The organism is Vibrio limimangrovi, from assembly GCF_054064025.1.
Genome location: NZ_JBSUGF010000010.1, coordinates 82,116 through 107,793, shown reverse-complemented (window position 1 = coordinate 107,793; position 25,678 = coordinate 82,116). Strand labels below are relative to the sequence as shown.

25 protein-coding genes are annotated in these 25,678 nt (G+C 43.8%); 13 read left to right on the top strand and 12 right to left on the bottom strand.

The genetic code is table 11. From position 1 onward, the window contains the following. Positions 1 to 522: 522 nt before the first annotated feature. Entirely contained in the window at positions 523 to 3,156 is a 2,634-nt protein-coding gene (gene topA, locus ACWYU8_RS14915; RefSeq protein ID WP_457520438.1) for a type I DNA topoisomerase, read from the bottom strand. Positions 3,157 to 3,605: 449 nt separating this feature from the next. On the opposite strand from topA, the gene ACWYU8_RS14910 reads away from it, so the two are divergent. Continuing rightward, positions 3,606 to 3,854 carry a YciN family protein gene (locus tag ACWYU8_RS14910; RefSeq protein WP_457520437.1) on the top strand — a complete coding sequence of 83 codons (249 nt, stop codon included), beginning with the start codon at positions 3,606 to 3,608 and terminating at the stop codon, positions 3,852 to 3,854. Between the two features lie 64 nt (positions 3,855 to 3,918). Here the strand turns inward: ACWYU8_RS14910 and aroA are convergent, their stop codons facing one another. Together aroA and ACWYU8_RS14900 are read right to left on the bottom strand one after the other, a co-directional pair. Beyond that, positions 3,919 to 5,199, bottom strand: a complete 1,281-nt coding sequence (gene aroA, locus ACWYU8_RS14905; protein WP_457520436.1) for a 3-phosphoshikimate 1-carboxyvinyltransferase — start codon at positions 5,197 to 5,199, stop codon at positions 3,919 to 3,921. A gap of 161 nt (positions 5,200 to 5,360) precedes the next feature. Continuing rightward, on the bottom strand, positions 5,361 to 5,837 hold the full coding sequence (locus ACWYU8_RS14900; RefSeq protein ID WP_457520435.1) for a glycine zipper 2TM domain-containing protein: 477 nt from the start codon (positions 5,835 to 5,837) through the stop codon (positions 5,361 to 5,363). A 40-nt stretch (positions 5,838 to 5,877) separates the two neighbouring features. Here ACWYU8_RS14900 and aat point away from each other — a divergent pair, with 40 nt between their 5' ends. From aat to infA, 3 genes are all read left to right on the top strand, one after another. Then, a complete protein-coding gene (gene aat / locus ACWYU8_RS14895; protein ID WP_457520434.1) occupies positions 5,878 to 6,588 on the top strand; it encodes a leucyl/phenylalanyl-tRNA--protein transferase in 711 nt (236 codons plus the stop codon). Continuing rightward, positions 6,585 to 7,286 carry an arginyltransferase gene (locus ACWYU8_RS14890; RefSeq protein ID WP_457520433.1) on the top strand — a complete coding sequence of 234 codons (702 nt, stop codon included), beginning with the start codon at positions 6,585 to 6,587 and terminating at the stop codon, positions 7,284 to 7,286. The genes aat and ACWYU8_RS14890 overlap by 4 nt, the downstream gene beginning before the upstream one ends. 82 nt (positions 7,287 to 7,368) lie before the next feature. Further along, the gene (gene infA / locus ACWYU8_RS14885) at positions 7,369 to 7,587 is read left to right on the top strand and encodes a translation initiation factor IF-1 (protein ID WP_001040192.1); all 219 of its coding nucleotides are present in this window, start codon (positions 7,369 to 7,371) and stop codon (positions 7,585 to 7,587) included. 199 nt (positions 7,588 to 7,786) lie between these two features. Here infA and clpA read toward each other — a convergent pair whose 3' ends face one another. Together clpA and clpS are read right to left on the bottom strand one after the other, a co-directional pair. Beyond that, positions 7,787 to 10,057 (bottom strand): ATP-dependent Clp protease ATP-binding subunit ClpA, encoded by a 2,271-nt coding sequence (gene clpA / locus ACWYU8_RS14880; protein WP_457520432.1) that lies wholly within the window; start codon positions 10,055 to 10,057, stop codon positions 7,787 to 7,789. A gap of 47 nt (positions 10,058 to 10,104) precedes the next feature. After that, the gene (gene clpS, locus ACWYU8_RS14875; protein ID WP_457520431.1) at positions 10,105 to 10,425 is read right to left on the bottom strand and encodes an ATP-dependent Clp protease adapter ClpS; all 321 of its coding nucleotides are present in this window, start codon (positions 10,423 to 10,425) and stop codon (positions 10,105 to 10,107) included. Positions 10,426 to 11,158: 733 nt separating this feature from the next. Here clpS and cspD point away from each other — a divergent pair. Next, positions 11,159 to 11,377: a cold shock domain-containing protein CspD gene (cspD, locus tag ACWYU8_RS14870; RefSeq protein WP_014231319.1), complete on the top strand. Its 219-nt coding sequence runs from the start codon at positions 11,159 to 11,161 to the stop codon at positions 11,375 to 11,377. Positions 11,378 to 11,511: 134 nt separating this feature from the next. Here the strand turns inward: cspD and ACWYU8_RS14865 are convergent, their stop codons facing one another. After that, positions 11,512 to 13,737, bottom strand: coding sequence for an NADP-dependent isocitrate dehydrogenase (locus ACWYU8_RS14865; protein ID WP_457520430.1), 2,226 nt, complete (start codon positions 13,735 to 13,737; stop codon positions 11,512 to 11,514). Positions 13,738 to 14,048: 311 nt separating this feature from the next. Here ACWYU8_RS14865 and ACWYU8_RS14860 point away from each other — a divergent pair, with 311 nt between their 5' ends. Then, positions 14,049 to 14,750, top strand: coding sequence for a pseudouridine synthase (locus ACWYU8_RS14860; protein WP_457520429.1), 702 nt, complete (start codon positions 14,049 to 14,051; stop codon positions 14,748 to 14,750). A gap of 100 nt (positions 14,751 to 14,850) precedes the next feature. On the opposite strand, the gene ACWYU8_RS14855 is transcribed toward ACWYU8_RS14860, so the two are convergent. Together ACWYU8_RS14855 and ACWYU8_RS14850 are read right to left on the bottom strand one after the other, a co-directional pair. Then, the gene (locus tag ACWYU8_RS14855) at positions 14,851 to 15,480 is read right to left on the bottom strand and encodes a DUF2057 family protein (protein WP_457520428.1); all 630 of its coding nucleotides are present in this window, start codon (positions 15,478 to 15,480) and stop codon (positions 14,851 to 14,853) included. Positions 15,481 to 15,736: 256 nt separating this feature from the next. Beyond that, positions 15,737 to 16,744 (bottom strand): porin, encoded by a 1,008-nt coding sequence (locus ACWYU8_RS14850; protein WP_457520427.1) that lies wholly within the window; start codon positions 16,742 to 16,744, stop codon positions 15,737 to 15,739. A 516-nt stretch (positions 16,745 to 17,260) separates the two neighbouring features. On the opposite strand from ACWYU8_RS14850, the gene dinG reads away from it, so the two are divergent. Genes dinG through rsmS form a run of 4 tightly spaced genes read left to right on the top strand, consistent with a single transcriptional unit; the run spans position 17,261 to position 20,845 of the window. Next, on the top strand, positions 17,261 to 19,336 hold the full coding sequence (dinG, locus tag ACWYU8_RS14845; RefSeq protein WP_457520426.1) for an ATP-dependent DNA helicase DinG: 2,076 nt from the start codon (positions 17,261 to 17,263) through the stop codon (positions 19,334 to 19,336). Positions 19,337 to 19,350: 14 nt separating this feature from the next. Next, positions 19,351 to 20,136: a sulfite exporter TauE/SafE family protein gene (locus ACWYU8_RS14840; protein ID WP_457520425.1), complete on the top strand. Its 786-nt coding sequence runs from the start codon at positions 19,351 to 19,353 to the stop codon at positions 20,134 to 20,136. Next, the gene (locus ACWYU8_RS14835; RefSeq protein ID WP_457520424.1) at positions 20,133 to 20,678 is read left to right on the top strand and encodes a primosomal replication protein; all 546 of its coding nucleotides are present in this window, start codon (positions 20,133 to 20,135) and stop codon (positions 20,676 to 20,678) included. Before ACWYU8_RS14840 ends, ACWYU8_RS14835 begins: the two co-directional genes overlap by 4 nt. After that, complete coding sequence (gene rsmS, locus ACWYU8_RS14830; protein ID WP_440879155.1) at positions 20,678 to 20,845, top strand: pleiotropic regulatory protein RsmS; 168 nt, start codon at positions 20,678 to 20,680, stop codon at positions 20,843 to 20,845. Before ACWYU8_RS14835 ends, rsmS begins: the two co-directional genes overlap by 1 nt. 64 nt (positions 20,846 to 20,909) lie before the next feature. On the opposite strand, the gene ACWYU8_RS14825 is transcribed toward rsmS, so the two are convergent. Both ACWYU8_RS14825 and ACWYU8_RS14820 read right to left on the bottom strand, forming a co-directional pair. Further along, positions 20,910 to 21,605 (bottom strand): LrgB family protein, encoded by a 696-nt coding sequence (locus tag ACWYU8_RS14825; protein WP_457520423.1) that lies wholly within the window; start codon positions 21,603 to 21,605, stop codon positions 20,910 to 20,912. 2 nt (positions 21,606 to 21,607) lie between these two features. Continuing rightward, on the bottom strand, positions 21,608 to 22,036 hold the full coding sequence (locus ACWYU8_RS14820) for a CidA/LrgA family protein (RefSeq protein WP_065296591.1): 429 nt from the start codon (positions 22,034 to 22,036) through the stop codon (positions 21,608 to 21,610). Between the two features lie 127 nt (positions 22,037 to 22,163). Here ACWYU8_RS14820 and ACWYU8_RS14815 point away from each other — a divergent pair, with 127 nt between their 5' ends. Genes ACWYU8_RS14815 through xthA form a run of 3 tightly spaced genes read left to right on the top strand, consistent with a single transcriptional unit; the run spans position 22,164 to position 24,142 of the window. Next, a complete protein-coding gene (locus ACWYU8_RS14815) occupies positions 22,164 to 23,051 on the top strand; it encodes a LysR family transcriptional regulator (RefSeq protein WP_457520422.1) in 888 nt (295 codons plus the stop codon). A gap of 18 nt (positions 23,052 to 23,069) precedes the next feature. Then, the gene (locus ACWYU8_RS14810; protein ID WP_457520421.1) at positions 23,070 to 23,276 is read left to right on the top strand and encodes a hypothetical protein; all 207 of its coding nucleotides are present in this window, start codon (positions 23,070 to 23,072) and stop codon (positions 23,274 to 23,276) included. Positions 23,277 to 23,335: 59 nt separating this feature from the next. After that, complete coding sequence (gene xthA, locus ACWYU8_RS14805; protein WP_457520420.1) at positions 23,336 to 24,142, top strand: exodeoxyribonuclease III; 807 nt, start codon at positions 23,336 to 23,338, stop codon at positions 24,140 to 24,142. A 68-nt stretch (positions 24,143 to 24,210) separates the two neighbouring features. On the opposite strand, the gene ACWYU8_RS14800 is transcribed toward xthA, so the two are convergent. Both ACWYU8_RS14800 and ACWYU8_RS14795 read right to left on the bottom strand, forming a co-directional pair. Continuing rightward, a complete protein-coding gene (locus ACWYU8_RS14800; RefSeq protein ID WP_457520419.1) occupies positions 24,211 to 24,888 on the bottom strand; it encodes an ABC transporter permease in 678 nt (225 codons plus the stop codon). 3 nt (positions 24,889 to 24,891) lie between these two features. Beyond that, complete coding sequence (locus tag ACWYU8_RS14795) at positions 24,892 to 25,632, bottom strand: ABC transporter permease (protein WP_457520418.1); 741 nt, start codon at positions 25,630 to 25,632, stop codon at positions 24,892 to 24,894. Positions 25,633 to 25,678: the final 46 nt, after the last annotated feature.

Below are 25,678 nucleotides of genomic sequence, written 5' to 3'. Positions count from 1 at the left end.
GAGTGAACACTTTTTCAGTATATGTACCCTGTCAGCTTCCTTTGAGCCAAAAATAGTTCTTAATTTTCGCCGCTAAATAATGCATATAGTTGCATTTATTATGTAGTAAATTATCCAAGCAGAATCTTAATTACAATTTTAAATACGCCATTCTGTGTGCAAGGTAGGTACTAGTTACCCAATACGATATGTAGATCACACAAGGCCAAGTAATGGATTACATTCTGAAAACAATTTACGAACTGAATAACTACACAATAGCGTTCAATTTATTGAGCTCGTTATCTCTAAACTTTCCAGGCTGCTTGTTTAAGTTGGAATCGCACAGCGTTTGAGATTACGTCATACATATGACTATAAAATGAAATCAGGACACTTAAAGAAATGAGATTCAAAAAACCGAAATTAAATTGCCGGAAATTTGAGTGAACGTACATTTGGAATGACAGTGGTAGAGAGGCAAAACTGAAAAAAATAGGGCAGCGAATCCGCTGCCCTACTACTCATCAAAAATCATCGAAATTAGCTTTCTGCTTTTGCTTTTTTGCGCTTGTCGGTCACTTCCCATTTGCCGTCGATGTACAGTGCAGTCCAACCGCTAGGCTTACCATCGTCTTCTGTACGGACATAGTTTTCTTTCGTTTTACGACTAAAACGAACCACTGCCGGACGACCATCAGGGTCTTCCTGTGGCGCAGTTGCCAAGTACTTGAACTTCTCTGGCAAACGCTCTACGAAACGGGTTAACTCAGACACGAGTGGCGCTCGGGTTTCACGAGATTTAGGGAAATTGCTCGCGGCCATAAACAGACCAGACGCGCCATCACGCAGTACAAAATAAGCATCCGAGTTTTCACAAGGAAACTCAGGGAAATGTACCGGTTCTTCTTTCGGTGGAGCGACTTCACCATTTTTTAGAATCTTACGAGTATTTTTACAATTTTCACTCGTACAATCCATGTATTTACCGAAACGGCCATTCTTAAGCACCATGTCCGAACCACACTTGTCACACTCGACAACTGGGCCATCGTAGCCTTTCACTTTAAACTCGCCGTATTCAACAATGTAGCCTTCACAGTTCGGGTTATTACCACAAACATGCATCTTGCGCTTATCGTCGATAAGGTAAGCATCCATGGCCGTTTCACAAATCGGACAACGCTTCTTGGCGCGAAGTGCTGCCGTTTCAACGTCTTCTTCTAAGACATTGATGATGCCCTCTTCATCACCGAGGTTAATCGTGGTTTTGCAACGCTCTTTCGGTGGCAACGCATAACCAGAACATCCCAGGAACACGCCGGTAGATGCGGTACGAATACCCATTGGACGACCACATGTCGGACACTCGATGTCTGTCATTACGATGTGGTTCAGTTTCATACCACCTTCTGACTCGTCAAGATCCGCTTTCTCCAGATCGCCGGTAAAGTCAGCGAAAAAGTTATCGAGTACCGATTTCCAGTTCACTTCTCCTTCTGCGATTTGGTCCAGTTTCTGTTCCATACGAGCAGTAAAGTCGTAGTTCATCAAATCGTTGAAACTGTCATCCAAACGGTCAGTAACGATTTCACCCATTTTTTCAGCGTAGAAACGACGCTGGTCAACCTTCACATAACCACGATCTTGAATCGTAGAAATGATGGAAGCGTAAGTAGACGGGCGGCCAATACCACGCTTTTCCAGTTCTTTAACCAATGCGGCTTCAGTGAAACGTGCTGGCGGTTTGGTAAAGTGCTGCTTCGGATCTAGCGATTCAAGATCGAGTTTGTCACCAAGTTGAACCGCTGGCAGGATAGTGTCTTCGTTTTTGCCCATTGGACGTTGTACACGAGTCCAACCGTCAAACTTAAGAATACGACCTTTCGCTTTAAGCGTGTATTCTGCCGCCTTAACGCTGATGGTCGTAGAATCATACTCTGCTGGCGTCATTTGACACGCAACGAACTGATTCCAGATCAACGAATAAAGTTTGTGAGCGTCAGTATCAACACCCTGTAAGTCCTCGGACTTCACAGACATATCTGAAGGACGAATTGCTTCGTGCGCTTCTTGTGCGCCTTCTTTGCTACCGTAGGTTAATGGTTTCGATGGTAGGTACTTATCACCAAATTCAGAACCGATGTAGTCACGAACGGCGTCTACTGCTTCGGTACTCAGGTTAGTCGAGTCCGTACGCATGTAAGTGATGTAACCTGCTTCATACAAGCGCTGCGCCAGCATCATGGTCTTCTTAACACCGTAGCCTAAGCGCGTACTCGCCGCCTGTTGCAGTGTTGAAGTAATATAAGGTGCTGACGGCTTACTTTTCGTCGGACGGTCTTCGCGTTTACACACTTCGTAGCTTGCATTTTCAAGCACTGAAACTGCAGCTTTCGCTTCTGTCTCGTTGACTGGCTTAAACGCAACATCGTCTTTCTGCGCAACGAGCAGTTTGAAATCAGACTTGTCTTTTGTCTTAGTATTCGCGTGAATATCCCAGAACTCTTCTGGTACAAACGCATTGATTTCTCGTTCACGCTCTACCAGCAACTTAACCGCTACCGATTGAACACGCCCCGCAGACAAACCACGTGCGACTTTCTTCCACAGCAGTGGAGAAACCATGAAACCAACCACACGGTCCATGAATCGACGTGCTTGTTGTGCGTTAACGCCATCCATATTCAACTCACCAGGAGTCTGGAAAGCTTGCTGAATAGCATTTTTGGTAATTTCGTTAAAGACTACTCGTTTGTATCGCTCTTCATCGCCACCGATGATCTCACGAAGGTGCCATGCGATTGCTTCCCCCTCGCGGTCCAAATCGGTTGCGAGATAAACGCAATCAGCATCTTTAGCTAATTTTTGTAGTTCACTGACAACTTTTTCTTTGCCAGGAAGAATCTGATAGTTCGCTTCCCAGTCATGATATGGGTTAATCCCCATTTTTTTGATCAGCGCTTTGCGATCTTTCTCTGTTTTGACTCGTGCTTTTTCTTCAGCACTCATCCCTTTTGTAGAAATGGCAGCAGCTTTTTCACCAGTGCTTTGACCAGCCGTAGGCAGATCACGCACATGACCAACACTAGACTTCACAACAAAGTCTTTTCCAAGGTACTTATTTATTGTCTTTGCCTTGGCTGGTGACTCCACTATAACGAGTGATTTACCCATAACTGACTCTAACGTCCTTCATAATAATGCGGGTAGAACCCCGACTTGAGGCCCACCCGCATAATGTTCTATTTCATTGCTTCTTTTTTTACTATTGTGCGAGATGAAAAGAAGATCAACTGCTTTTTTGAAATTCAGATCCGATTGGTTGACAATTCATCGTCTTTATACATCAAAAAGAAAGACCTTGAGCGGCATATCTAAGCAGGCAAACTTTACTACTGCTAATCGAATTCAGGAAATTTTGTTACTCATCACAAAATATTTTTATTTACTGAGTGTAACCTTAGGTTTCTCTCATGACGAGCGGGCGTTAACCAACTAACTTCAGCCTCCAGCCTTCGAAGCCGAGTTGGTCTTTGCAAACCATTGTAGATTGGGCCTGTGAGACCATGTTAAATGTAGGTATACTTCTTAGCACTAAATTAGTAATGAATGACGGGAACGTTATGTCTGATAGAAAGTTTATTGAAGAGTTCGACCTTCTTTTAATCGCGAACCAAATCATCCAGGAACACGATGATTACATCAAGGGTATGCGCGCGACAAGTGTAGAAGAAAAAGATGACGTTTTAGTATTTAAAGGCGAGTATTTTCTTGACGAAAAAGGGATGCCAACGATGAACACCACGGCTGTTTTCAACATGTTCAAATATCTGGCGCATCACCTTTCAAAAGAATTTACGCTAATCAAATAGTCCGTAAGTTGTGAAATAAAAAACCAGAGCGACATGCTCTGGTTTTTTATTATTCGAAAAACAGCTAACAACTCAGTGATTTAAGCTTATCGAAGTAATCCGGGAATGTCTTCGACGTACACTTAGGATCATTAATTGTCACGGGGGTATCGCTCAAGGCAACCAATGAAAAACACATTGCCATACGATGATCATCATAAGTATCAATCGCCGCATGTTTTAGCTGCGCGACAGGCTTAACGATAATGTAATCCTCACCCTCTTCAACTTCTGCGCCGACTTTACGCAGTTCCGTTGCCATCGCAGACAAGCGATCGGTTTCTTTTACGCGCCAGTTGTAAACATTGCGAATAGCTGTTGTACCTTCAGCAAATAAAGCGGTGGTCGCAATCGTCATTGCTGCATCAGGGATATGGTTGTAATCCATATCAATCCCCTTTAGCTTGCCCGCACGTGCAATGACGTAATCTTCACCCCACTCAATTTCTGCGCCCATTTTTTCTAACGCATCAGCAAATCGAATGTCGCCCTGAATACTGTTTTTACCAATGCCTGTGACTTTAACTTCACCACCTTTAATCGCGGCGGCAGCCAGGAAGTAAGACGCTGAAGACGCATCCCCTTCAACCAGGAAATCACCTGGTGCAACGTAATGCTGACCTACAGGAATAACAAATTCTTGATAGTCATTGTTTACGACATTAACACCAAACTGCTTCATGATATGAAGAGTAATGTCAATGTAGGGTTTGGAGACCAATTCACCTTCGATCTTAATGCGAACTTCACCTTCTGCAAGTGGCGCTGACATCAGGAAAGCGGTTAAAAATTGACTTGAAATGGAACCATCAATCGACACTGTGCCCGATTTAAGACCCGTGCCCACAATTTTTAATGGCGGGTAGTTTTCGTTTTCCAGATACTCAATATTGGCACCAGCTTGCTGTAACGCAGTGACAAGGTGACCGATTGGACGCTCTTTCATGCGCGGCTCACCCGTCAATACGTATTCACCCTCGCCCAGACAAAGTGCAGCAGCCAGCGGACGCATTGCCGTTCCCGCATTACCCAAAAATAGTTCTACTGGCTCAGACACAGAAAACGGATGGCCAAGCCCTTCAACAACACACTGAGTTTTGTCTTCAGACAACTGATACTGAACACCAAGCGTGGTAAGAGCATTAAGCATATGACGAATATCGTCACTATCAAGAAGGTTGGTCAGGCGAGTGGTACCTTTGGCTAGAGCCGCAAGCAAAAGCGCTCGGTTAGAAACACTTTTTGAGCCAGGAAGATTTACTTCCCCTTGGATTTTATTGATTGGTTGTAACGTTAGGCTTTCCATTGAAAGTTGATAATCCTTTGTGCTCTCATTTCACGATTTGATGAGAGCTGAACAATTCTTCGTGGATTCAGACTAACGAAAAAACCAATACAAAACCAGAGCAAATCTACGCTAATTTATGAATAATTAGTCAACGTATCTATTTACCTGAAAGCACAGACTTAATAGACCGTATCTACCCGTACACCATCATCAAAATACAAGATACGAACCTCATCACCACGGCTAAACAGCATGTTCTTATCGACATCCTGAATCACATTGATGAGTTTATCGCCATCAACCTTTATCAACAGTTCAACCAACTGAGATTCAACAGTAAATTGGCCCATACTTTGATTTTGCACGACAGCAGCACCTGTTAATGCGCCGACAGCAGTAGCAACCTCTCTGCCCGTTCCACCGCCAAATTGATTCCCGATTAAACCTCCAATCGTTGCACCAAGTAACGTTTTCCAACCACTACTTTTAGACTGAACAACCTCCTGTTGAGTAATGTATCGGACCGAATCGACGGTCCCATAGATCACCTGATTTACCGGCTTTGCAACATTTCTTTCGTACGCTGCATTGGCGAATAATGGCAAAAGCAGTATGATCCAAAACCATGCTTTCACTCTGTTTTGTGTTCGGGTCATCACAAACTCCTCTGGCGTAAATGTTGGTAATGAATTCTGTATGGCAATTTATTTAACGGAACTTGATAACACATTCAACTTTCCATCCCCATATAAGGCACTGCGCGAACCTAATGGTTTACTGGCCTTTGGTGGTAATTTGGACCCCATGAGAATACTCAAAGGTTATCACCAGGGGATTTTCCCGTGGTATGGACCCGGCGAGCCTATCCTCTGGTGGAGTCCTTCACCAAGGGCTGTTTTTGATCCTCAAACGTTTAAGCCATCAAAAAGCCTGAAAAAATTTCAACGCAAACATAACTATCAGGTAACCCTGAACCACGCAACGGAACAAGTCATCACACTCTGTTCATCAACCCGTCCTGCAAGTGAAACTTGGTTAAACGAGGACATGCAAGCAGCCTATGTCGAGCTTGCTAAACTCGGCCATTGCCATTCTATAGAAGTATGGGATGACCATGAATTAGTTGGCGGCTTATACGGATTAAGTATTGGTCAACTTTTTTGCGGTGAATCTATGTTTAGCTTAAAGGATAACGCATCAAAGATTGCCTTGTGGTATTTATGTAATCACTTGAAAGTAAAGCAAGGTCAACTGATTGACTGTCAGGTGATGAACCCGCACCTGGCATCTCTTGGAGCATTTGAATTGGACAGAGACGAGTTCATGCAAAAGCTACTATCTTTAAGAGAAAAGCAAACAGCTTCAGGCACTTTTGAGCCTCAAATTTTGCGGAATTCAGTATCATGAGCTCAGATCTACAACACATTCGTATCGGCTTAACGACGAATCACCCGTGCAGTTATCTACCAGAACGGCAAGAACGAGTTGCCGTCGCACTTGATGACGAATTACACACGGAAAAGAACTACCAAATCCTGATGGCAAATGGCTTTCGTCGCAGCGGGGACACAATATACAAGCCACATTGTGAGCATTGTAACGCGTGCCAGCCTATACGTATCGCGATAGCAGATTTCGCTCCATCGAAAAGTCAGAAGCGATTGCTGAAAAAAGTTCAGCATTTTCGCTGGGAAATGAAACCGGAAATGGACGCTGAATGGTTTGATCTTTACGGCAGGTATATTTCTAAAAGGCATCAGAACGGGACGATGTATCCTCCAAAGCGCGATGAGTTTGCTCGTTTTGCACAAACAAACTGGCTCACAACCCTCTTCTTACATGTCTATGATGAATCAGACAAATTGATTGCCGTCGGCGTAACTGACGTAATGAAGCAATGCTCAAGTGCGTTTTATACTTTCTTCGATCCTGACCATCCGCTGTCCGTTGGAACATTGGCCGTCTTGTATCAAATCCAGTATTGTCAGGAAAACCAACAACAATGGCTATACTTGGGTTATCAGATTGATGAATGTCCGGCAATGAACTATAAAACACGTTTTCAACGGCACCAAAGGCTAGTAAATCAGCGTTGGCAAGGGTAGAATACGCCCCAACTTTACATAATTACTATTTAGCGGCACAATACCGCCCGCTAATATTTGCCTAATTTCTAAAGAGGATTAAATGGCTAAAGAAGACGTAATCGAGATGCAAGGCACTGTCCTTGACACTCTACCAAACACTATGTTCCGTGTTGAACTTGAAAACGGCCACGTTGTGACTGCTCATATCTCTGGCAAGATGCGTAAGAACTACATCCGTATCCTTACGGGTGACAAAGTAACTGTAGAGATGACTCCATACGACCTATCTAAAGGCCGCATCGTCTTCCGTGCTCGTTAATCTTTGATTTTCGAATGCAAATAAAAAGCGGAGCACATGGCTCCGTTTTTTATTTGTGAATTTGAAATATGGCGATTTGTGGCTTCAGAGCAGGCCTCTTATCGCTTGATGTTCGTTTCGAATGACGCAATATCGATGCCTACAAAAACAAAAAAGATGCGAACATCCGCATCTTTTTGTCGTATCAGTGAATATGAAACTAGTGCATCGCCGCTTCTTTTTCACTTAAGTATTCAAACTCAAGTGCGTCGTTGACAAGCGTTACCCTCACGGTGCCACCATCAACTAATGAACCAAACAATAGTTCATTAGCCAAAGGTTTCTTAAGCTGCTCTTGAATGACACGCCCCATTGGACGAGCACCCATTGCCTTATCGTAACCTTTGATAGCTAACCAATGGCGAGCATCTTGCGACACTTCCATTGAAACGCCACGAGCATCTAACTGCACTTGAAGTTCAACGATAAATTTATCAACGACTTGATGGATAACCGTCTCATCAAGGCTATTAAACCAAATAATATTATCAAGACGGTTACGGAACTCAGGTGTAAACACTTTCTTAATTTCCGCCATCGCATCGTGAGTATTATCTTGCTGAATCAAACCAATCGATTTTTTCTCGGTTTCCGCAACACCCGCGTTGGTGGTCATGACAAGAATCACATTACGGAAGTCCGCTTTACGGCCGTTGTTGTCTGTCAGCGTCCCGTTATCCATGACTTGCAGTAGCAAGTTAAAGATGTCTGGGTGCGCTTTTTCAATTTCATCTAACAGAACGACTGAGTGAGGATGTTTGATAACCGCATCAGTCAGCAAACCGCCCTGATCATAACCGACGTATCCCGGTGGAGCACCAATCAAACGGCTCACCGAATGGCGTTCACCATACTCAGACATATCAAAGCGCAGCAGTTCAATACCGAGCAGCTTAGATAACTGAACAGTGACTTCGGTTTTACCAACACCAGTAGGCCCAGCAAATAAGAAAGAACCAACCGGCTTATTATCTACACCCAAACCCGCTCTGGTCAGTTTGATGGCTTCCGACAGCGCGTCGATTGCGTTGTTCTGACCAAATACCAGCATCTTCATCTTCTTGTCGAGATTCTTCAGGATATCTTTATCTGAAGAGGACACTGACTTCTCTGGAATTCGTGCCATTTTGGCAACCATGGCTTCTATTTCGGCCACGCCCACTGTTTTCTTACGACGACTAGCAGGAGCCAGACGACTACACGCACCCGCTTCATCAATCACATCGATCGCTTTATCAGGCAGGTGGCGTTCATTAATGTACTTAGCCGATAGCTCCACAGCAGCACGGAGTGCTTTATTGGTGTAACGAACTTCGTGGTGCGCTTCGTACTTAGGTTTCAGCCCCATCAAAATCTTAGTGGTATCATCAAGCGATGGCTCAACGACATCAATCTTCTGGAAGCGACGAGAAAGAGCACGTTCTTTCTCAAAAATGTTGCTGTACTCTTGGTACGTGGTTGAACCAATACAGCGAAGTTTACCACTGCTCAACAGAGGTTTAATCAGGTTCGCAGCATCAACTTGACCACCAGAAGCCGCACCAGCGCCGATGATGGTATGAATCTCATCAATGAAGAGAATCGCATCTTTTTCTTTCTCAAGCTGTTTCAAAATGGTTTTGAAACGCTTCTCGAAATCACCTCGGTATTTTGTACCCGCAAGCAACGAACCGATATCAAGAGAATAAATTACGCTGTTTTGAATGACTTCAGGCACTTGACCTTCAACGATTCTCCAGGCTAGACCCTCAGCAATTGCTGTTTTACCTACCCCGGCTTCACCCACTAATAGCGGGTTATTTTTGCGGCGACGGCACAATACCTGGATGGTCCGTTCAAGTTCTTTATCTCGACCAATAAGCGGATCAATATTCCCTTCTTTCGCGACTTGGTTAAGATTGGTTGCGAAGCTTTCTAAGCGTTCGTCGGAATTAGAATCCTCAACACTGTCTGAACCAAAAGAATCAGATGAGGAAGGATCCTCACTCGCACCAGAAGCTTTGGTAATACCATGTGAAATGAAATTAACGATATCTAAGCGAGAAATGTCATTTTTCTTCAGAAGATAGGCTGCATGAGATTCCTGCTCACTAAAAATGGCAACCAATACATTCGCACCCGTAACTTCATTTCTTCCAGACGACTGAACATGAAACACTGCTCGTTGCAGTACGCGTTGAAAACTTAATGTTGGTTGGGTTTCGCGTGTCTCATCGCTGTCAGGAATGAGGGGCGTCGTTTGATCGATGAATATATCGAGTTCGTTACGCAAAGCATCAAGATCTGCTTTGCAGGCGATAAGCGCTTCCTTAGCTGCATCATTCTCCAACAATGCGAGTAGGAGGTGTTCGACAGTCATAAACTCGTGACGTTTGTCTCGCGCACGAGCAAATGCACTGTTAAGGCTTGACTCTAGTTCTTTGTTTAGCATAAGTACCTCCCGAAAAGACAACTTGGGTTGTTCGAGCAAGTCTTCTTTTACGCTTGCTCCATAGTGCAAAGTAACGGATGTTCATTTTCCCTTGCGTACATCGTAACTTGCGCTACTTTTGTCTCGGCAATTTCTGCGCTGTAAGTTCCGCAAACTGCCTTTCCTTCATAGTGAACCTTGAGCATTATTTGAGTCGCTCTTTCAATATCGTGAGAAAAGAATCGCTCAAGTACCTCTATGACGAAATCCATAGGTGTATAATCATCATTGTTGAGTACAACGTTATACAGCTTAGGTGGCTGAATTTTTGTACTTTCTCGCTCCAGAAGATCAGAGTCCGGAGTGACCCATTCAAAATTTTTACTCATGGCACTTTTAAAGATATCGTATCAAAGGGTTGATGTTTTCGACCTATAAAAACAATCTACCACAAGCATGCCGAGCGGTGTAGTGAGAAGTGACACCGAAATAGAACTTTGATCGATAAAAGTTACTACCTTATATAGAGACTAATGCACCTCTAGCGGGCGCGCAAATAAAAGATGCTTATCGACATGTCATCAGTTATTACTCAAACCATTCACACATTCTCTACAAAATTTTCACTCTGGAACCTGCTAGACCAATAATGAATTTCTTCCGGTTTAGTTCCCAATTCGTTCGAAATAATCCGATATTTATCACGAAAACATCATTTTTTATTCAATTAGTCGAATTCACTACTACACGCAAAGCATGCAGTATGGCGCTTGTTCAACATCGACTTTTATTAGCTAATATATCTAAACATCGTCGTACATCAGAAAAATTGTTTGCAAAATTGTTAATCTCAAAAGTGATTTGTTTTCAATAATGTTTCTGTTTGTTGCAATGCACTATTGACTGTATGGATTCATTGACTACAGTGGAATGTGTTGATGCATAAATCCTCATCTTAGCTAACTCGTCACACAGTACAGTAGCTCCGAGACGAAGATTGACGTCAGCGAGACAAGCATAATAGAGACGTTTGTCACAAGTCGTAAATAGTAGTACCAAGTTAAAGGTCTGACTTGGTGATAGTAACAACATCAGTAAAAAATGCATGAGGGATGTAAAAGCATGGCTACAGGTACAGTAAAGTGGTTTAACAATGCCAAAGGATTTGGGTTTATCTGTTCAGACGAAGAAGAAGGAGATATCTTTGCCCACTACTCAACTATCCAGATGGACGGTTATCGTACACTGAAAGCAGGCCAACAAGTCTCATACGAGATCGAAAAAGGTCCAAAAGGCTGTCACGCCAGCAGCGTAGTGCCGATTGAAGACCAAGCGAAATAATTAAGCGCTGTAGAATAGAAATCTTTGCTCTCGTAAGCGTTAATTCGCTTTACGAAGAGAAAAATAAACCCGCCAAGTCAGCGGGTTTCTTATTTTCTGTAAAACGCACCACGAATGATGCGTTTTAACCTAGGTTACTTGTTGATGATTGAGTTCAGAATCGCGCTTGGACGCATTAGCTGAGATGTCAGTGCATCGTCAAGTAAGTAGTAACCACCTAGCTCGCCTTTCACACCCTGAGCATTGTTGAGTTCAGCAACAATCGCTTCTTCATTTTCTGACAATGCTTTAGCAATTGGTGCAAACTCAGCAGCAAGGTCAGCATCCGCCGTTTGCTCAGCCAATGCTTTCGCCCAGTATGAAGCAAGGTAGAAATGGCTACCACGGTTGTCCAGTTCACCAACTTTGCGAGAAGGAGACTTGTTGGTATCCAGGAATTCACCTGTCGCTTTATCCAGAGTATCAGCAAGCACTTGTGCTTTAGCATTACCCGTTACCACACTTAGGTGCTCAAGTGATGCCGCCAGTGCCAAGAACTCACCCAAAGAATCCCAACGAAGGTGGTTCTCTTTTTCTACTTGTTGAACGTGCTTCGGAGCAGAACCACCAGCACCAGTTTCGAACAGGCCGCCGCCATTCATCAGCGGAACAATCGAAAGCATCTTCGCAGATGTACCGAGCTCTAGAATTGGGAACAAGTCTGTCAGGTAGTCACGCAGTACGTTACCCGTTACAGAAATCGTATCTAGGCCCGCTTTAATGCGCTCAAGCGAATACTTACAAGCGTCTACAGGAGACAGGATCTTGATTTCCAGACCGTCAGTGTCGTGATCAGGCAGGTATGCGTTTACCTTTTTAATCAGTTCAGCATCGTGTGCACGGTTTTCATCTAGCCAGAACACTGCAGGAACACCCGTTGCACGAGCACGAGTAACTGCTAGTTTCACCCAATCTTGGATAGGCGCATCTTTCACCTGACACATACGGAAGATATCGCCTTCCTCTACCGCTTGCTCAAGTAGAACCTGACCTGCTGTATCAACAACACGTACTGTGCCTGCTGCGTCTAGGATAAATGTCTTATCGTGTGAGCCGTACTCTTCTGCTTTTTGAGCCATTAGACCAACGTTTGGCACACTGCCCATTGTTGTTGGATCAAATGCACCGTGCTCTTTACAGAAATCAATAACCGCTTGGTAAATACCTGCGTAGCAACGATCTGGTATCAATGCTTTCGTGTCTTTCTGTTTACCGTCTGGTCCCCACATCTGACCAGAAGAGCGCAGCATTGCTGGCATAGATGCGTCAACAATGATGTCACTTGGTACGTGTAGGTTAGTGATACCGCGGTCAGAGTCCACCATTGCCAGTTCAGGCTGAGTTTGGTACACCGCTTGAATTGCCGCTTCGATCTCTTCTTTTTGAGCCGCTGGCAATGATTCAATTTTTGCGTAAACGTCACCAAGACCGTTATTCACATCAACACCAAGCTCTTCGAATAGCTTGCCGTACTTAACGAATACGTCTTTGTAGTAAACTTTTACTGCATGACCGAAGATGACTGGGTCTGAAACCTTCATCATGGTCGCTTTCATGTGTAAAGACAGCAACACATCTTGCGCTTTTGCTTCAGCGATCTCTTTTTCGAAGAACTCAACAAGGGCTTTCTTCTTCAGCACTGAGCTGTCGATCACTTCTTTGTCCAGTAGAGGGAATGCCGCTTTAAGCTCTTTAACTGTACCGTCATTGCCGACAAATTCGATTTTAACGTCTGTCGCACCTGAAATCGTGGTCGATTTTTCGCTACCAAAGAAGTCATCACCAGACATGCTTGCTACGTGTGATTTAGAGTCTGCAGACCATGCACCCATTGAATGCGGGTTTTTCTTTGCGTAGTTCTTAACAGAAAGTGGAGCACGACGATCTGAGTTACCTTCACGCAGAACAGGGTTTACTGCACTACCCTTAATTTTGTCGTACGTTGCTTTAATCGCTTTCTCTTCGTAAGTGCTAGGTTCTTCAGGGTAATTAGGTAGATCGTAACCTTTGCTTTGAAGCTCTTTAATTGCCGCTTTCAACTGCGGAATAGAGGCTGAAATGTTTGGCAGCTTAATGATGTTCGCTTCTGGTGTTTGCGCTAGATTACCAAGCTCTGTCAACGCGTCGCCAGCACGTTGTTCTTCTTTCAAATGCTCTGGGAAGTTAGCGATAATTCGACCTGCTAGTGAAATATCACGAGTATCTACATTGATGCCAGACGATGCAGTAAACGATTGGATGATTGGAAGTAATGAATAAGTTGCTAGCGCCGGTGCTTCATCAGTGATGGTGTAGATAATTGTAGGCTTTTCTGTAGGCATGAAATTTCCCTATTATTTAATCAACTTGTTGGTTGATCAACTCAAGATCTGAGTTGGTTTATTCGACGCACAGCCCTGCTTTAGAAGCAAGTTGCTCCTAGATAGCCAGGCACGCGGTGTGCACCCTTTGTTATAGTTTGAAGCGCTGGGCTCTGAATCCATGAGTGCACTGATATAATTAAACAATTAACACGAAATAGTCTATCATTCTGTTCGCGTTTATTAAATTTAGGCGCGCAAATGATATCCGATCATAAGAAAAGTTGAAACTTTCAAACACAGTTCATTTACATTTTTGTAGGGTAGTTAACATGTCATCTCGCACAGGTTCTGAAAAAGGTCGTCGTAGTCATCAATCTAAAGCGGGACATTTAAAACATTCCGGACAATCAAATCGTACGCAAGAACAAGCAAAGAATAGACGCCGACCTACCCGTGCATCACAAAGTCAAAAGCCACGTATCACCCCAAAAGACCGTAAAGTCATCATCTTCAATAAGCCTTATGACACGCTTAGCCAGTTTACCGACGGTGACGGGCGCAAAACACTTGCCGATTATATTCCAGTGAAAGATGTTTATGCTGCTGGCCGACTGGATCGCGATAGTGAAGGGCTGATGGTGCTCACTAATGACGGCATTTTGCAAGCAAAGCTGACCCAGCCTACGTCTAAATCTCCTAAAACTTACTGGGTACAAGTCGATGGTGCGCCTCAAGAAGCCGATCTGGATAAATTACGCAAAGGTGTAGAACTTAAAGACGGTATGACTCTGCCAGCAAACGTTGAAATCATGGCAGCGCCAGCAATTTGGGACAGAATACCACCAGTACGTTTTCGCGCTAATATTCCTACCACATGGCTGGCAATTACTATTATTGAGGGCAGAAACCGTCAGGTGAGACGCATGACTGCTCATATCGGCTTCCCTACTCTGCGCTTGGTAAGGTATTCAATGGGGAGTATCAAACTGGGTGATCTACAGCCGGGAGAGTGGCGAGAAATCGAAGTATAAGGGCTGTTATCTATTCCGCAATGAACATTATTTCCAATGTTACAGTAGCGAGCGGCATTAGAAGAGCGGGAGTACTCTGTCCCCCCGCCCTCATAAAGACTTATTTCTCAGACAACCATTTAAGGAATTCAGTGCGGTCGCTGTCTGACATCTGTAGATAAATATTTTTTGCTTGATTGAGTTCCGGGCTGTCTACTTTACGACTAACAGAAGTCTCTGCTGTTGTGGCATTAGCAACCGGCAAACCATTGGCAAGATTGTATTTCGCGAGCTGTTGATCAAGATTCGCATAAGGGAATATGCCTTTGTTACCTGGCATTTTGTATTGCTTATAATCAATGGCTTGATCATTCAGTGTCACATTCCACTCTAACTGGTCATTTGAGAACAGTTTTTCGGCTTCACGTGCATCTTGAAAGCTTGGAGAGTCAATATAAAGCGTTCCGGAACCAACGTTTACGTTGATAATGTAAGGCGCGGATTTAATTTGAGTACGTTTGTCTCCGCGACCGATGGCTTTGTCAATTCTGATAACCAGCTGATTATTACCCGCAGGAAGCATAAATGGTGAAGATAAATCATCTGCATCTATACTGTTTACAAACAAGACTTCAACGCCTTGCTCAGCTTGAAATGTTGTTAATACGCCATTCTGATCGGTTGATTCCGCATTCACCGTTGTAGCAACAACCGAAAGGGCTAATGCTGTAGTCCAAATATTCAGATTCATTTTTTAAACCTTTAAAATCATCAACATCAAATCGTTGAATTTATGTCCAACCCTAAGTACTGACCGCCTGCTGGCTGATGAAGCGAGGGCACTACTTTTATATTTTTCTGAGAATAACAGCAAAAGTATTCAGTACAAACTCCCAAACAGCGATTACCGCCATACTATTTTGCAAGACAAGAAATTTAGATTTGAGTAAAACAAAAAGGCCGCATAAATGCGACCTTGTATTTAAAACTCAACTTAGCATCAAGTCTTAGAACGTGAAGTATAGACCTGCGATTGCGCCGTCTGCTTCTACTTTAGCTACATCAGTAACTGTAGCGTCATTGTCGAAATCAGTGTATTCGATGAATGCTAGTAGGTTGCTAGATACCGCGTAGTCAGCACCTAGAGTGTAGTAGTTTAGCTCGCCATCGTGCTCGTCTTCAGTGAAACCGAATGTTGTGTATAGACGTGCTTTGTCGATTTGGTAATCAAGAGCAGCAGAAATTGTTTCTAGGTCATCCGCACCATCGATGTCTTCGAAGATGTAGTTCACTGCCGCGCCGAAGTTAGCTACGTTGAAACGTGCTGCAACACCCATGATTTGGTGATCAGTGCCAAAACCACGGTTACCTTGGTCTTGGTAAGTAGCGCCTGCAGTAAACATTTCGTTGAATGTGTATTGAGCAGACACACCGTACGCTACATCGTTATCTTCTTCTTGTGAAAGGTAAGCATCACCGATCAGTTTTAGACCACCAGTAGTGTATTTCAGTGAGATAGCGTGACCTTTGCTCTCAAGTGAGTTTACAAAGTCATCCATGTAGCTGAAGCCTTCGTTTGTGTTATCGATAGTCACTGCGTCTAGTGAATCACCGAAGTCACCAACTTCACCAGCAGCAATACCAAAGTTCTCACCGATGTAAGCACCGAAGTAAAGGTCGTCAGTTGACACTGAGTTGTCATCATCCAATTTACCATTGAATGCACCGTAACCGTTGCCGTTTTCCATTTCAAACGAACCGAATAGCGTTACGTCGTCGTTTAGTTTGTGAGCAGCATCGATTTGGATTTTTGCCCAAAGATCTACGTCTACATCAGATTCGTCTTTGCTAGTAGTGCCATCGAACGCTGTAGTTGTGCGCTCGCCAGCGTTTAGGAAAGTATCGATTTCACCTTTAACGTTGAATGAAGTCGTACCGTCATCGTAGATGTTGCCTGCTGCAAGCGCAGAAGTAGATACAGTTGCAACTGCTAATGCTAAAAGAGTCTTTTTCATGATTAATCCACTGCCTTTTCTTAGTTTGGGATATCCTTTTCCGGTTCCCTTTTTTATATTTTTTGGTATGCGGCGTTAACTAACTGTTACGCAATGCATTCCCAAAATCTGAGCTCTAGAGTGCAAAAGATTATTCTGCCTGTCAAATTTTATAAATCCAAATGTAAAAAAACAAAAATATCCTTTTAAATCATACGCTTGATTTTATTTATTTTAGTTATGCGATTAACTTCCAATCAATCACCTTGATTTTTTATAATTTACACACTCGCAGACAACGAAAATATCATCATTGTTTTGGTCATTAATTAAACAGAAAGTCAGAATAATTAACTGTGGAGTTCATGTATTTGGAGTTTTATATTTTTCATATAATGAAATTAATTTCACTTGATTAAGGTTCAATTTTTTTTTGTGAAGAGGATCGACATTCACAACAAAAGCATTCCATTTTGTGAACTAACTTACACCTAGTGATGTGTGCTACTATGCGTCTCCAACGCATTTGAGGCCCGTATGCTGACCAGTAACATTCAAAAATCGATTCGCAATAGTTATCAAAATCTGCAAGCACAGCTTGATAACTTTGTTCCAAGGCGCGCCCAAAACTATCTTGTTGCAGAAATAGCCAAAACGCTGTGTGGTCAATATCATAAGTCTAACCGAATGCTGGTTGCGGAAGCGGGTACCGGAATCGGTAAATCACTCTCCTACCTTATGGCGGTAATTCCTGTCGCCGTGTTCAACAATCGCAAAGTGGTGATCTCCACTGCGACCGTGGCCTTACAAGAGCAGCTCATTAACAAGGATTTACCACTATTTCGTCGCATAACGGATAGAGAGTTTTCTTTTATTCTCGCGAAAGGGCGACAACGTTATTGCTGTGCAGAAAAGTTGGCGACGGCCAGCGGTGTTGATGGCGGCCAGTTGGCGATGTTTGAAACCAAACCTAAAAAGAAAGACATTGAGTTGCTAGAGACGATGTATCGCTCACTTGCTCAGGGCAAATGGGATGGCGACCGCGACTCTTGGCCGAAACCTATCGATGACCAACTGTGGCAGTTGATAGTGAGTGACAAACACAGTTGCAATAACAGCTTACCGGGCCATCGTGGGTGTCCATTTCAAAAGGCTCGCTCAGAGCTGGATAAAAACGACGTAATCATTGCAAACCATTCATTGGTCATGGCTGATGCGGATTTGGGTGGTGGCGTAATATTGCCAGAACCAGAAAACACCATCTATGTGTTTGATGAAGCGCACCATTTACCTCATGTAGCCCGCGATCATGCTTCAGCATCAGCGAGTTTGAAAGGCGCTGCGGCATGGTTAGAAAAGCTCAATCAGTCGATTAGTAAGTTTTCGTCACTAGCCGATGAAAAACGCGTGGCGAGATTCCGTAACGATTTACAAGAATCAGTCCAAACGTTGATTCCAGAGCTTAGCCAATTAACCAAGCAGTTCGACCCTGCACACTTTGAAGAAGGGATTTATCGCTTTGAACATGGTGAACTGCCCTCCTGGCTAGAAAATCAATCTAAAGATCTCAAACAAGCGAGCAAAAAAGCCAATCAAAGTGTGGCAAAAATAGCCGATCTTATTGCAGAACGTGTCAAAGATGGTGAGCTTTCCGCTAGATTGGCCGAACCTGCATTAGCTGAGCTGGGGTTTTATATTCAACGCTTGGAAAATCTCGCCCAAGTCTGGCGCCTGATGGCGGAGCCTACACGCGAAAAAGGCGCACCTCTGGCGAGATGGCTACAAAAACATCCAGATCGTGAGGGAGACTTCGTCGTCAGCGTTTCCCCGCTGGAAATCGGCTGGCAGCTTGATCAACAGATTTGGAGCCGCTGTGTGGGAGCCGTATTGGTATCCGCAACGATTAGAGCACTAAACTCTTTCGACTATTTTTGTCATCAAGCAGGCATTAATGGTAAAGCGGAATCAGGAACTCAATTTTTGGCCCTGGCTTCTCCATTTGATTATCAGAACCAAGCAGAACTGCATATTCCGGTGATGAAATATGAACCCTCCGCGCCGCAGTTTACTGAATATCTTATTGATATTTTGCCTAAGTACTTAGAAGACAAAAAAGCTAACTTGGTATTATTCTCTTCCTACTGGCAAATGAACCAGGTCGCGGAAGCTTTAGCTTCAGACTTCATTAAACGGGGTTGGGCTTTGCAAATACAGGGGGAAAGCTCACGTCAGGAAATTCTAAAAAAACATAAAAAGCTAATAGAATCAAATAAAACCAGCATTCTATTTGGTACAGGCAGCTTTTCGGAGGGTCTTGATTTACCTGGTGAGCTTTTAGAAAACCTGGTCATTACCAAAATACCATTTGGTGTACCGACCTCGCCAGTCGAGCAAGCGCATTCCGAGTACATAGAAAAGAAAGGCGGTAATCCGTTTATGCAGATCACTGTACCGGATGCTAGCAAAAAGCTGATCCAAAGCGTTGGTCGATTACTGCGTAAAGAACGGGATTCTGGTAGAGTAACGATTCTAGACAGACGCCTCGTCACGAAACGTTATGGGAAAGCCCTAATCGACTCGCTGCCACCATTTAAACGTAAAATAGAATATTAGAAGAATAACCATTTATGGAAATGATTGAGCCAGGCATGTTACTGGTGTTGGCGCTTGTCGCTTTTGTTGCTGGATTTATTGATGCGGTTGCCGGAGGTGGCGGCATGCTGACTGTACCTGCTTTGTTGTCTTTGGGATTACCCCCTCATATTGCTTTGGGTACGAATAAACTTGCTGCAACCTTTGCCTCTTCCACCGCCGCGTTCACCTACTACAAAAAGCGCTTATTTCGCCCGCGGTCTTGGGGTAGATCCTTTATTGCTACATTGATCGGGGCAGCATTAGGCACTTTGTTTGTTGACGCGATCAGTACAGAGTGGTTAGAGAAAGTGTTGCCATTGATCATTTTGGCAGCCGCTTTGTATACCATCTTCCATAAAACGCCTCACGCAACCCATCAAAGTCCGATCCCAGAACCCTGCCCTCTTTTGCATAAAAAGCAATGTGCGCAAGGATTCTCACTCGGTTTTTACGATGGATTAGCGGGTCCAGGTACAGGGGCATTCTGGACGGTGAGTTCCATGGCATTGTATCGCCTTAACATCTTGCTGGCTTCTGGTCTTGCCAAAGCGATGAACTTTACCAGTAACTTTACGTCGCTGATTACCTTTGCTGTATTAGGACACATCAACTGGGTCTTAGGCTTAACGATGGGTCTATGCTTAATGGCAGGCGCATTTGTTGGCGCTCATTCCGCGATCCACTTTGGAGCCAAGTTCATTCGTCCCGTTTTTGTGACCGTAGTAAGTATCCTTGCGATCAAATTGGCTTATGACGCCTGGTTTGTAGGTTTAACATGAACATCGAGCAACTCTCAGAACATTTAGAGCAGATGGCAAAGCAAGCCGCGATGCTGGATCGTCAAAGAGGCGAGCATCATGTGCCACTGTTTGACGAGCGTCTCTTTAGTTGTCGTTCTCGCTTATTAACCCCGTGTGTAAAAGAAGCCAAAGCGACATTAGCGGCTATCGTACGCGAACAAAATGATGATAAGTTAACCGCACTTCGCGCTGAATACCTAACCGAGCGCTTAGTGGCACAAATTGCTGCGATTCAACGCGAGATATCGACGACAAAAATCCGCAAAAACGAAATTAAACACAGCAGCCACTTCCGCAAACCTATCAATGTCCTGTACCAAGAACTGGCACAGCACCAGGAGTGGGCGCGACGCTTACGAGAAATGGTACTTGATAAACAAAGAGCCGTAGAGTCAGCACCAAGTTTTATGCGTGCGGAGGCACAGAAGGTTTTGCTCGCGACAGAACAAAGACTGGAACGCTGTGAAGCAGCATTAGTGAAGCTAGAAAACCAGATAACTCACAGGGAAAAACATCAATAATGTCTGACCAACCTAAATCGTCTTTAGAGGACGCACCAGCAGAAATAAAGTTAGCTGTCGATCTCATATACCTGCTTGAATCAAACGACATTGATCCTGAGACCGCGCTAAATGCGTTGAAAATCGTACAAGTAGATTTAGAGAACAAATTAAAAGAAACACAGTAGCTTCCCTTCTTCAGGTTTTGTTTTCAGTTTGTTTCTACAATAGGTACAAACTGAAAACCCTTGTTTACCATAAAAGATGGCCAATAACGGGTGCCAATAACACAGTAATCATACCCGCGAGCATCATCGCAACGCTGGATATGACCCCTTCAGAACTTCCCAGTTGATAGGCTTTTGCAGTACCCGCTCCGTGAGCAGAAGCTCCCAGACTTGACCCCTTACCCAAGCGTGAACGAATGGATAAAACGGTAAGAATTACTTCTCCAACAGCCATTCCGATGACACCAGTCATCACGACAAATAATGCCGTTAAATCTTCTTGACCACCTATCAATTTACTCGCTTCAACCGCAAAAGGCGTCGTAATAGAACGCATTGCTAAGCTTTTTTGCAAAATCGCTGACAGGCCAAAGATTTTGGCCAACAAAACAGAGCTTCCTATGGCTACAAAAATGGACGTAAGAACACCAATTGACATGGATAACCAATGCCGTTGAATAAGACGACGGTTGTCATACACAGGAATAGCAAAAGCAACAGTGGCAGGGCCAAGCATCCACAACAGCCAATGAGACTCTGACATATAAGATTGATAAGGAATATGAAAAGCGAACACGACCACAATTAGCAACAAGGGCGCCAGCAACAAAGGCATCAAAAAAATCGCTTTTTTACGCTGATAAAGTATTTTGCTCAAATAATAAAAAACAACCGTCATCAATAAACACAATATACCCAATCCAAAATCTGTTTCGAACATAGTTAGTGCTCCGTATGTTTTGTCAGTTTTTGGTAGTGTCTGTTGCTTTTTCTCCGGGACAACTGCAACTCAAAACGATAAACACGATCAACAACCGCAGCCGTAATTCCCAAAACTAAAACTGTACTAATCAGTAATACAACAAATATTCGTAATCCTTCCGTTTCCATCAGTGATTGGTATTTCACCACGGCAACTACAGCTGGCACAAAGAACAATAACATTTCAGCTAACAGCCAAGTTGCACCTTTACGTAACCAGCTTGCTTTGATCACACCAAGAAACAGACACAACAGTAATATCAACATCCCAGCCAAATTAGCTGGCACCGGAAAATTAAACTGTTTAACCAAATACTCGGCAATCAACCATATCGCAGATAACAAGCCAATTTGCAGCAAGGTAAGCAATCCACCAGTAAATACCTTCATGACTTCTCACTCCATTCTGAGATTTTGATCACATTATATCCAGATCAAAAATAGTCATATAGTGAATTTTTATTATCAAAAGCATGCCAAAATGGAATAGTTTTCTAATAGATAAATTGAGCAAAGCATGGACATTAAATCACTTCGTTATTTTGTCGAACTCATTGATCAAAAAAGTTTCACCCGGGCTTCAGAAAATTTATACGTGACCCAGCCAACAATCAGCAAAATGATACAAAGTCTCGAACAGTCTGTTGCACAACCTCTGATACATCGTGAGGGGAGAAAGTTCTGGCTAACTGATGCAGGAGAAATCGTATATCTTCGGGCAAAACAAATATTAGAGACAATGGCACAATTAAACTCCGAACTCATTGATCTCAACAAATTAGAACGAGGTCATCTTCGCTTAGGCATCCCACCTATGGTTGGTCCCCTGTACGCTGGATTAATTCGCCAATATAAACAACTCTACCCGAATGTAGAACTAACGATCGTCGAATACGGAGGCAGGAGGATTGAGCAGGCACTTATCGAAGGCGATCTTGATGTTGCAATCACCATGTTAGCGACTCAGAATAGTGATTGCTTAACAAACCTTGTCCTTGATGAATATCCCATTCATGCCATTTTACCTGACACAACTTCTTGGTCAGAAAAAAGCTCGATCTCATGGGAAGAGCTAAAAGAGGAACCTTTCTATATCTACACAGAAGAATTTACTTTGAGTGATTACATTCAGAGCCAATGCCAACAAGCAGGGTATTCTCCGCAAATTTCAGCCCGTAGTAGCCAGTGGGACTTTCTCGTTGCTCTCGTGAAAAGTGGAGTTGGTGTGACCTTTCTTCCCCAACCTTTATGTAATCGTATTCTTGACGAAGATCTGCTGATAATACCAATTCAGCCCTCCATCAATTGGCAACTTGGCGTGGTTTGGAATCAAGAGAGATATATCTCTAAAGCTGCAGAGGCATGGATTAAACTTTGTCAGGAAAGTGGAAGGAGCCATGCATAGCCTAAAGCAAGGGCTTTCATGCGTAATGGCGGTAATATCCTCGATTTGAAAGCGGCACTAGGTCATGTCAAAATTGAACAAACGATGGTTTACGCCAGATCACCTTTTGTCGGTAGTCAATTTCAACCCTATCAGCAGCCTCAAAGTATAGCGATAAAAATGGCGACAAAGTGGCGGCGTTACTCAACAAACCTCGCCATCATCCATCAAAATACACTTTATTAGTTTTCAAAAACCCTTTAGCCAAAAGGCATTGCAAGGGATAACAATAGGTTCAAAAGTATATGAAAGTAATCAGCTTTAACATCAACGGACTCCGTGCAAGACTGCATCAGCTCCAGGCGCTCATCGACAAACACCAGCCTGACGTTATTGGGCTTCAGGAAATCAAAGTCCACGATGAAGCGTTTCCAATAGCAGATGTCGAAGCCATGGGTTACAAAGTGTATTTTCATGGTCAAAAGGCGCACTACGGTGTTGCGATGCTTTGTAAGCAAGAACCTATCAGTGTGCAGAAAGGTTTTCCAACCGATAACGAAGAACATCAAAAGCGCATGATCATGGCGACCTTTGAAGACGAAAATGGTGAAAAGGTAACGGTACTTAACGGCTACTTCCCTCAAGGGGACAATATTAGCCACGAAACCAAATTTCCATATAAGCGCCAGTTCTACAAAGATTTGATGACCTATCTCAATGACCATCACACCAATGATGAGCAGCTGATAGTCATGGGTGACATCAACATCAGCCCTATCGACGCCGACATTGGCATTGGTGAACCTAACCGTAAACGCTGGTTAAAAACGGGGAAATGTTCGTTCCAGCCAGAAGAACGTGAATGGCTGAAAGCGCTGTTAGACTGGGGCTTTGAAGATACCTTCCGTAAGGTATATCCAGAGGTGAATGACCGTTTTTCGTGGTTCGATTACCGTTCTCGTGGCTTTGATGACAACCGTGGCCTTCGCATTGATGTGATTTTGGCGACTCCGTCTCTGGCTCAAAAGTGCTCAGAGTCTGGTATCGACTATGAGCTGCGCGGAATTGAGAAGCCTTCGGACCATGCTCCTATCTGGTCCACGTTCAAATAAGTTACTAAAATTCCAACAAAAAGAGCGCGTTAATCCTGCGCTCTTTTCTATTGGGCGTTGTAACGATATTAACTTAGCGGCCTTGCGTACGCGAGGAAACGTTTTTCCGCATGTTTAAAGCACCAAAGGATGATAAACGTTAGCAACATGTAGAATAAACCAGCCGTTAAGAATGACTCAAACGGTGCGTAGTAACGCGAGTTCACCAAACGTGCTGCTCCGGTCAGATCCATAATGGTAACAATGCCGGCTACCGCGCTGCCGTGCAGCATGAAAATCACTTCGTTGGAATAAACCGGTAATGCCCTTCTCAACGCACTCGGCAAAATAATGCGTTTGTAAGTCTTGAACTGACTCATTCCATACGCTTTGGCGGCTTCAACTTCACCTTTAGGTAATCCATTGATGGCACCGCGAATAATCTCTGCTGTGTACGCAGAAGTATTCAACACAAAGGCAACCAGAGCACAGAACCAGGCATTTTCCCACAGCGTATCTTTTACCGGGAAGAACTGGTCCATCCCGTAATAGATCAAATAGAGCTGAACCAGCAAAGGTGTTCCACGGAAAAAGTAGATAAAGCCCCATGCAGGTAAACTGATTGCGTAGTTCGTACTATTTCTCGCAATGGCCATTGGAATGGAGACACATAAACCAATGATCAGTGAAATGCCCACCAACCATACTGTGGTCCAAAGTCCTTGGAGATAAATAGGCAAACTGTCAATTATCAGTGAAAAATCCATAACTTACCTCGCATGAATACTGAATTTACGCTCAACAAGTTTAAGTAGCCCCGTTGAAACACTGGTAAAGACCAGAAAGATGATGGCTACCGCCATGTAGAACGTAAACGGCATTTTGGTTGAACCGGCTGCCAAAGAGCTCATTCGCACCATGTCATCAAGACCAATGATCGACACCAGTGCCGTTGTCTTAAGCAGAACGAGCCAGTTGTTACCAAAACCCGGTAGTGCGTGGCGAATCATTTGAGGTAAAAGGATTCTTCGAAACGATAGAACAGCGCTCATACCATAGGCTTTTGCAGCCTCTAGCTCACCTCTGTCAACGGCCATGATCGCACCACGGAACGTTTCTGCCATGTATGCGCCAAAGATAAAGCCAATGGTCAGTACACCAGCAATGAATGGGCTCACGTCGATGTAATCTGGCAGATATGACGTCCACTCATGGTTAGGATCACTCGATGCAAACCACTCATTTAGCGTTTCATTGATAGAATAAAGGCTGTTATTCAAAAGTATCTGGCCACCAAAAAAAATCAGCATCATCAGAACCAGATCCGGGATACCGCGAATAATGGTGGTGTAAAGAGTGGCAATGGCTTTTGCCCACTTGTAAGGTGACAGCTTAGCCAAAGCACCAAGCATACCTAAAATTACCGCAAGCAGCAGCGAGAGCACTGCAACTTGAATGGTTACTAAAGCTCCTGTGTAGATGGAAGCTTCATATCCTTGTAAATCCAGCATAGGTGAGTTCCTAATCCCTAAACTCAAAAACCGACCGTCGACTACT

Bases quoted from the DNA above. Each gene is read 5' to 3' on its own strand.
- ACWYU8_RS14820 (WP_065296591.1), bottom strand. From the start codon at position 22,036: ATGAAGGTATTTACTGGTGGATTGCTTACCTTGCTGCAAATTGGCTTG.
- aat (WP_457520434.1), top strand. From the start codon at position 5,878: ATGGCAATTTATTTAACGGAACTTGATAACACATTCAACTTTCCATCC.
- cspD (WP_014231319.1), top strand. From the start codon at position 11,159: ATGGCTACAGGTACAGTAAAGTGGTTTAACAATGCCAAAGGATTTGGG.
- topA (WP_457520438.1), bottom strand. From the start codon at position 3,156: ATGGGTAAATCACTCGTTATAGTGGAGTCACCAGCCAAGGCAAAGACA.
- ACWYU8_RS14795 (WP_457520418.1), bottom strand. From the start codon at position 25,632: ATGCTGGATTTACAAGGATATGAAGCTTCCATCTACACAGGAGCTTTA.
- ACWYU8_RS14900 (WP_457520435.1), bottom strand. From the start codon at position 5,837: ATGACCCGAACACAAAACAGAGTGAAAGCATGGTTTTGGATCATACTG.
- rsmS (WP_440879155.1), top strand. From the start codon at position 20,678: ATGTCTGACCAACCTAAATCGTCTTTAGAGGACGCACCAGCAGAAATA.
- infA (WP_001040192.1), top strand. From the start codon at position 7,369: ATGGCTAAAGAAGACGTAATCGAGATGCAAGGCACTGTCCTTGACACT.
- dinG (WP_457520426.1), top strand. From the start codon at position 17,261: ATGCTGACCAGTAACATTCAAAAATCGATTCGCAATAGTTATCAAAAT.
- clpS (WP_457520431.1), bottom strand. From the start codon at position 10,425: ATGAGTAAAAATTTTGAATGGGTCACTCCGGACTCTGATCTTCTGGAG.
- ACWYU8_RS14800 (WP_457520419.1), bottom strand. From the start codon at position 24,888: ATGGATTTTTCACTGATAATTGACAGTTTGCCTATTTATCTCCAAGGA.
- ACWYU8_RS14815 (WP_457520422.1), top strand. From the start codon at position 22,164: ATGGACATTAAATCACTTCGTTATTTTGTCGAACTCATTGATCAAAAA.
- ACWYU8_RS14910 (WP_457520437.1), top strand. From the start codon at position 3,606: ATGTCTGATAGAAAGTTTATTGAAGAGTTCGACCTTCTTTTAATCGCG.
- ACWYU8_RS14855 (WP_457520428.1), bottom strand. From the start codon at position 15,480: ATGAATCTGAATATTTGGACTACAGCATTAGCCCTTTCGGTTGTTGCT.
- ACWYU8_RS14850 (WP_457520427.1), bottom strand. From the start codon at position 16,744: ATGAAAAAGACTCTTTTAGCATTAGCAGTTGCAACTGTATCTACTTCT.
- ACWYU8_RS14835 (WP_457520424.1), top strand. From the start codon at position 20,133: ATGAACATCGAGCAACTCTCAGAACATTTAGAGCAGATGGCAAAGCAA.
- ACWYU8_RS14810 (WP_457520421.1), top strand. From the start codon at position 23,070: ATGCGTAATGGCGGTAATATCCTCGATTTGAAAGCGGCACTAGGTCAT.
- aroA (WP_457520436.1), bottom strand. From the start codon at position 5,199: ATGGAAAGCCTAACGTTACAACCAATCAATAAAATCCAAGGGGAAGTA.
- ACWYU8_RS14825 (WP_457520423.1), bottom strand. From the start codon at position 21,605: ATGTTCGAAACAGATTTTGGATTGGGTATATTGTGTTTATTGATGACG.
- xthA (WP_457520420.1), top strand. From the start codon at position 23,336: ATGAAAGTAATCAGCTTTAACATCAACGGACTCCGTGCAAGACTGCAT.
- ACWYU8_RS14840 (WP_457520425.1), top strand. From the start codon at position 19,351: ATGGAAATGATTGAGCCAGGCATGTTACTGGTGTTGGCGCTTGTCGCT.
- ACWYU8_RS14865 (WP_457520430.1), bottom strand. From the start codon at position 13,737: ATGCCTACAGAAAAGCCTACAATTATCTACACCATCACTGATGAAGCA.
- ACWYU8_RS14860 (WP_457520429.1), top strand. From the start codon at position 14,049: ATGTCATCTCGCACAGGTTCTGAAAAAGGTCGTCGTAGTCATCAATCT.
- clpA (WP_457520432.1), bottom strand. From the start codon at position 10,057: ATGCTAAACAAAGAACTAGAGTCAAGCCTTAACAGTGCATTTGCTCGT.
- ACWYU8_RS14890 (WP_457520433.1), top strand. From the start codon at position 6,585: ATGAGCTCAGATCTACAACACATTCGTATCGGCTTAACGACGAATCAC.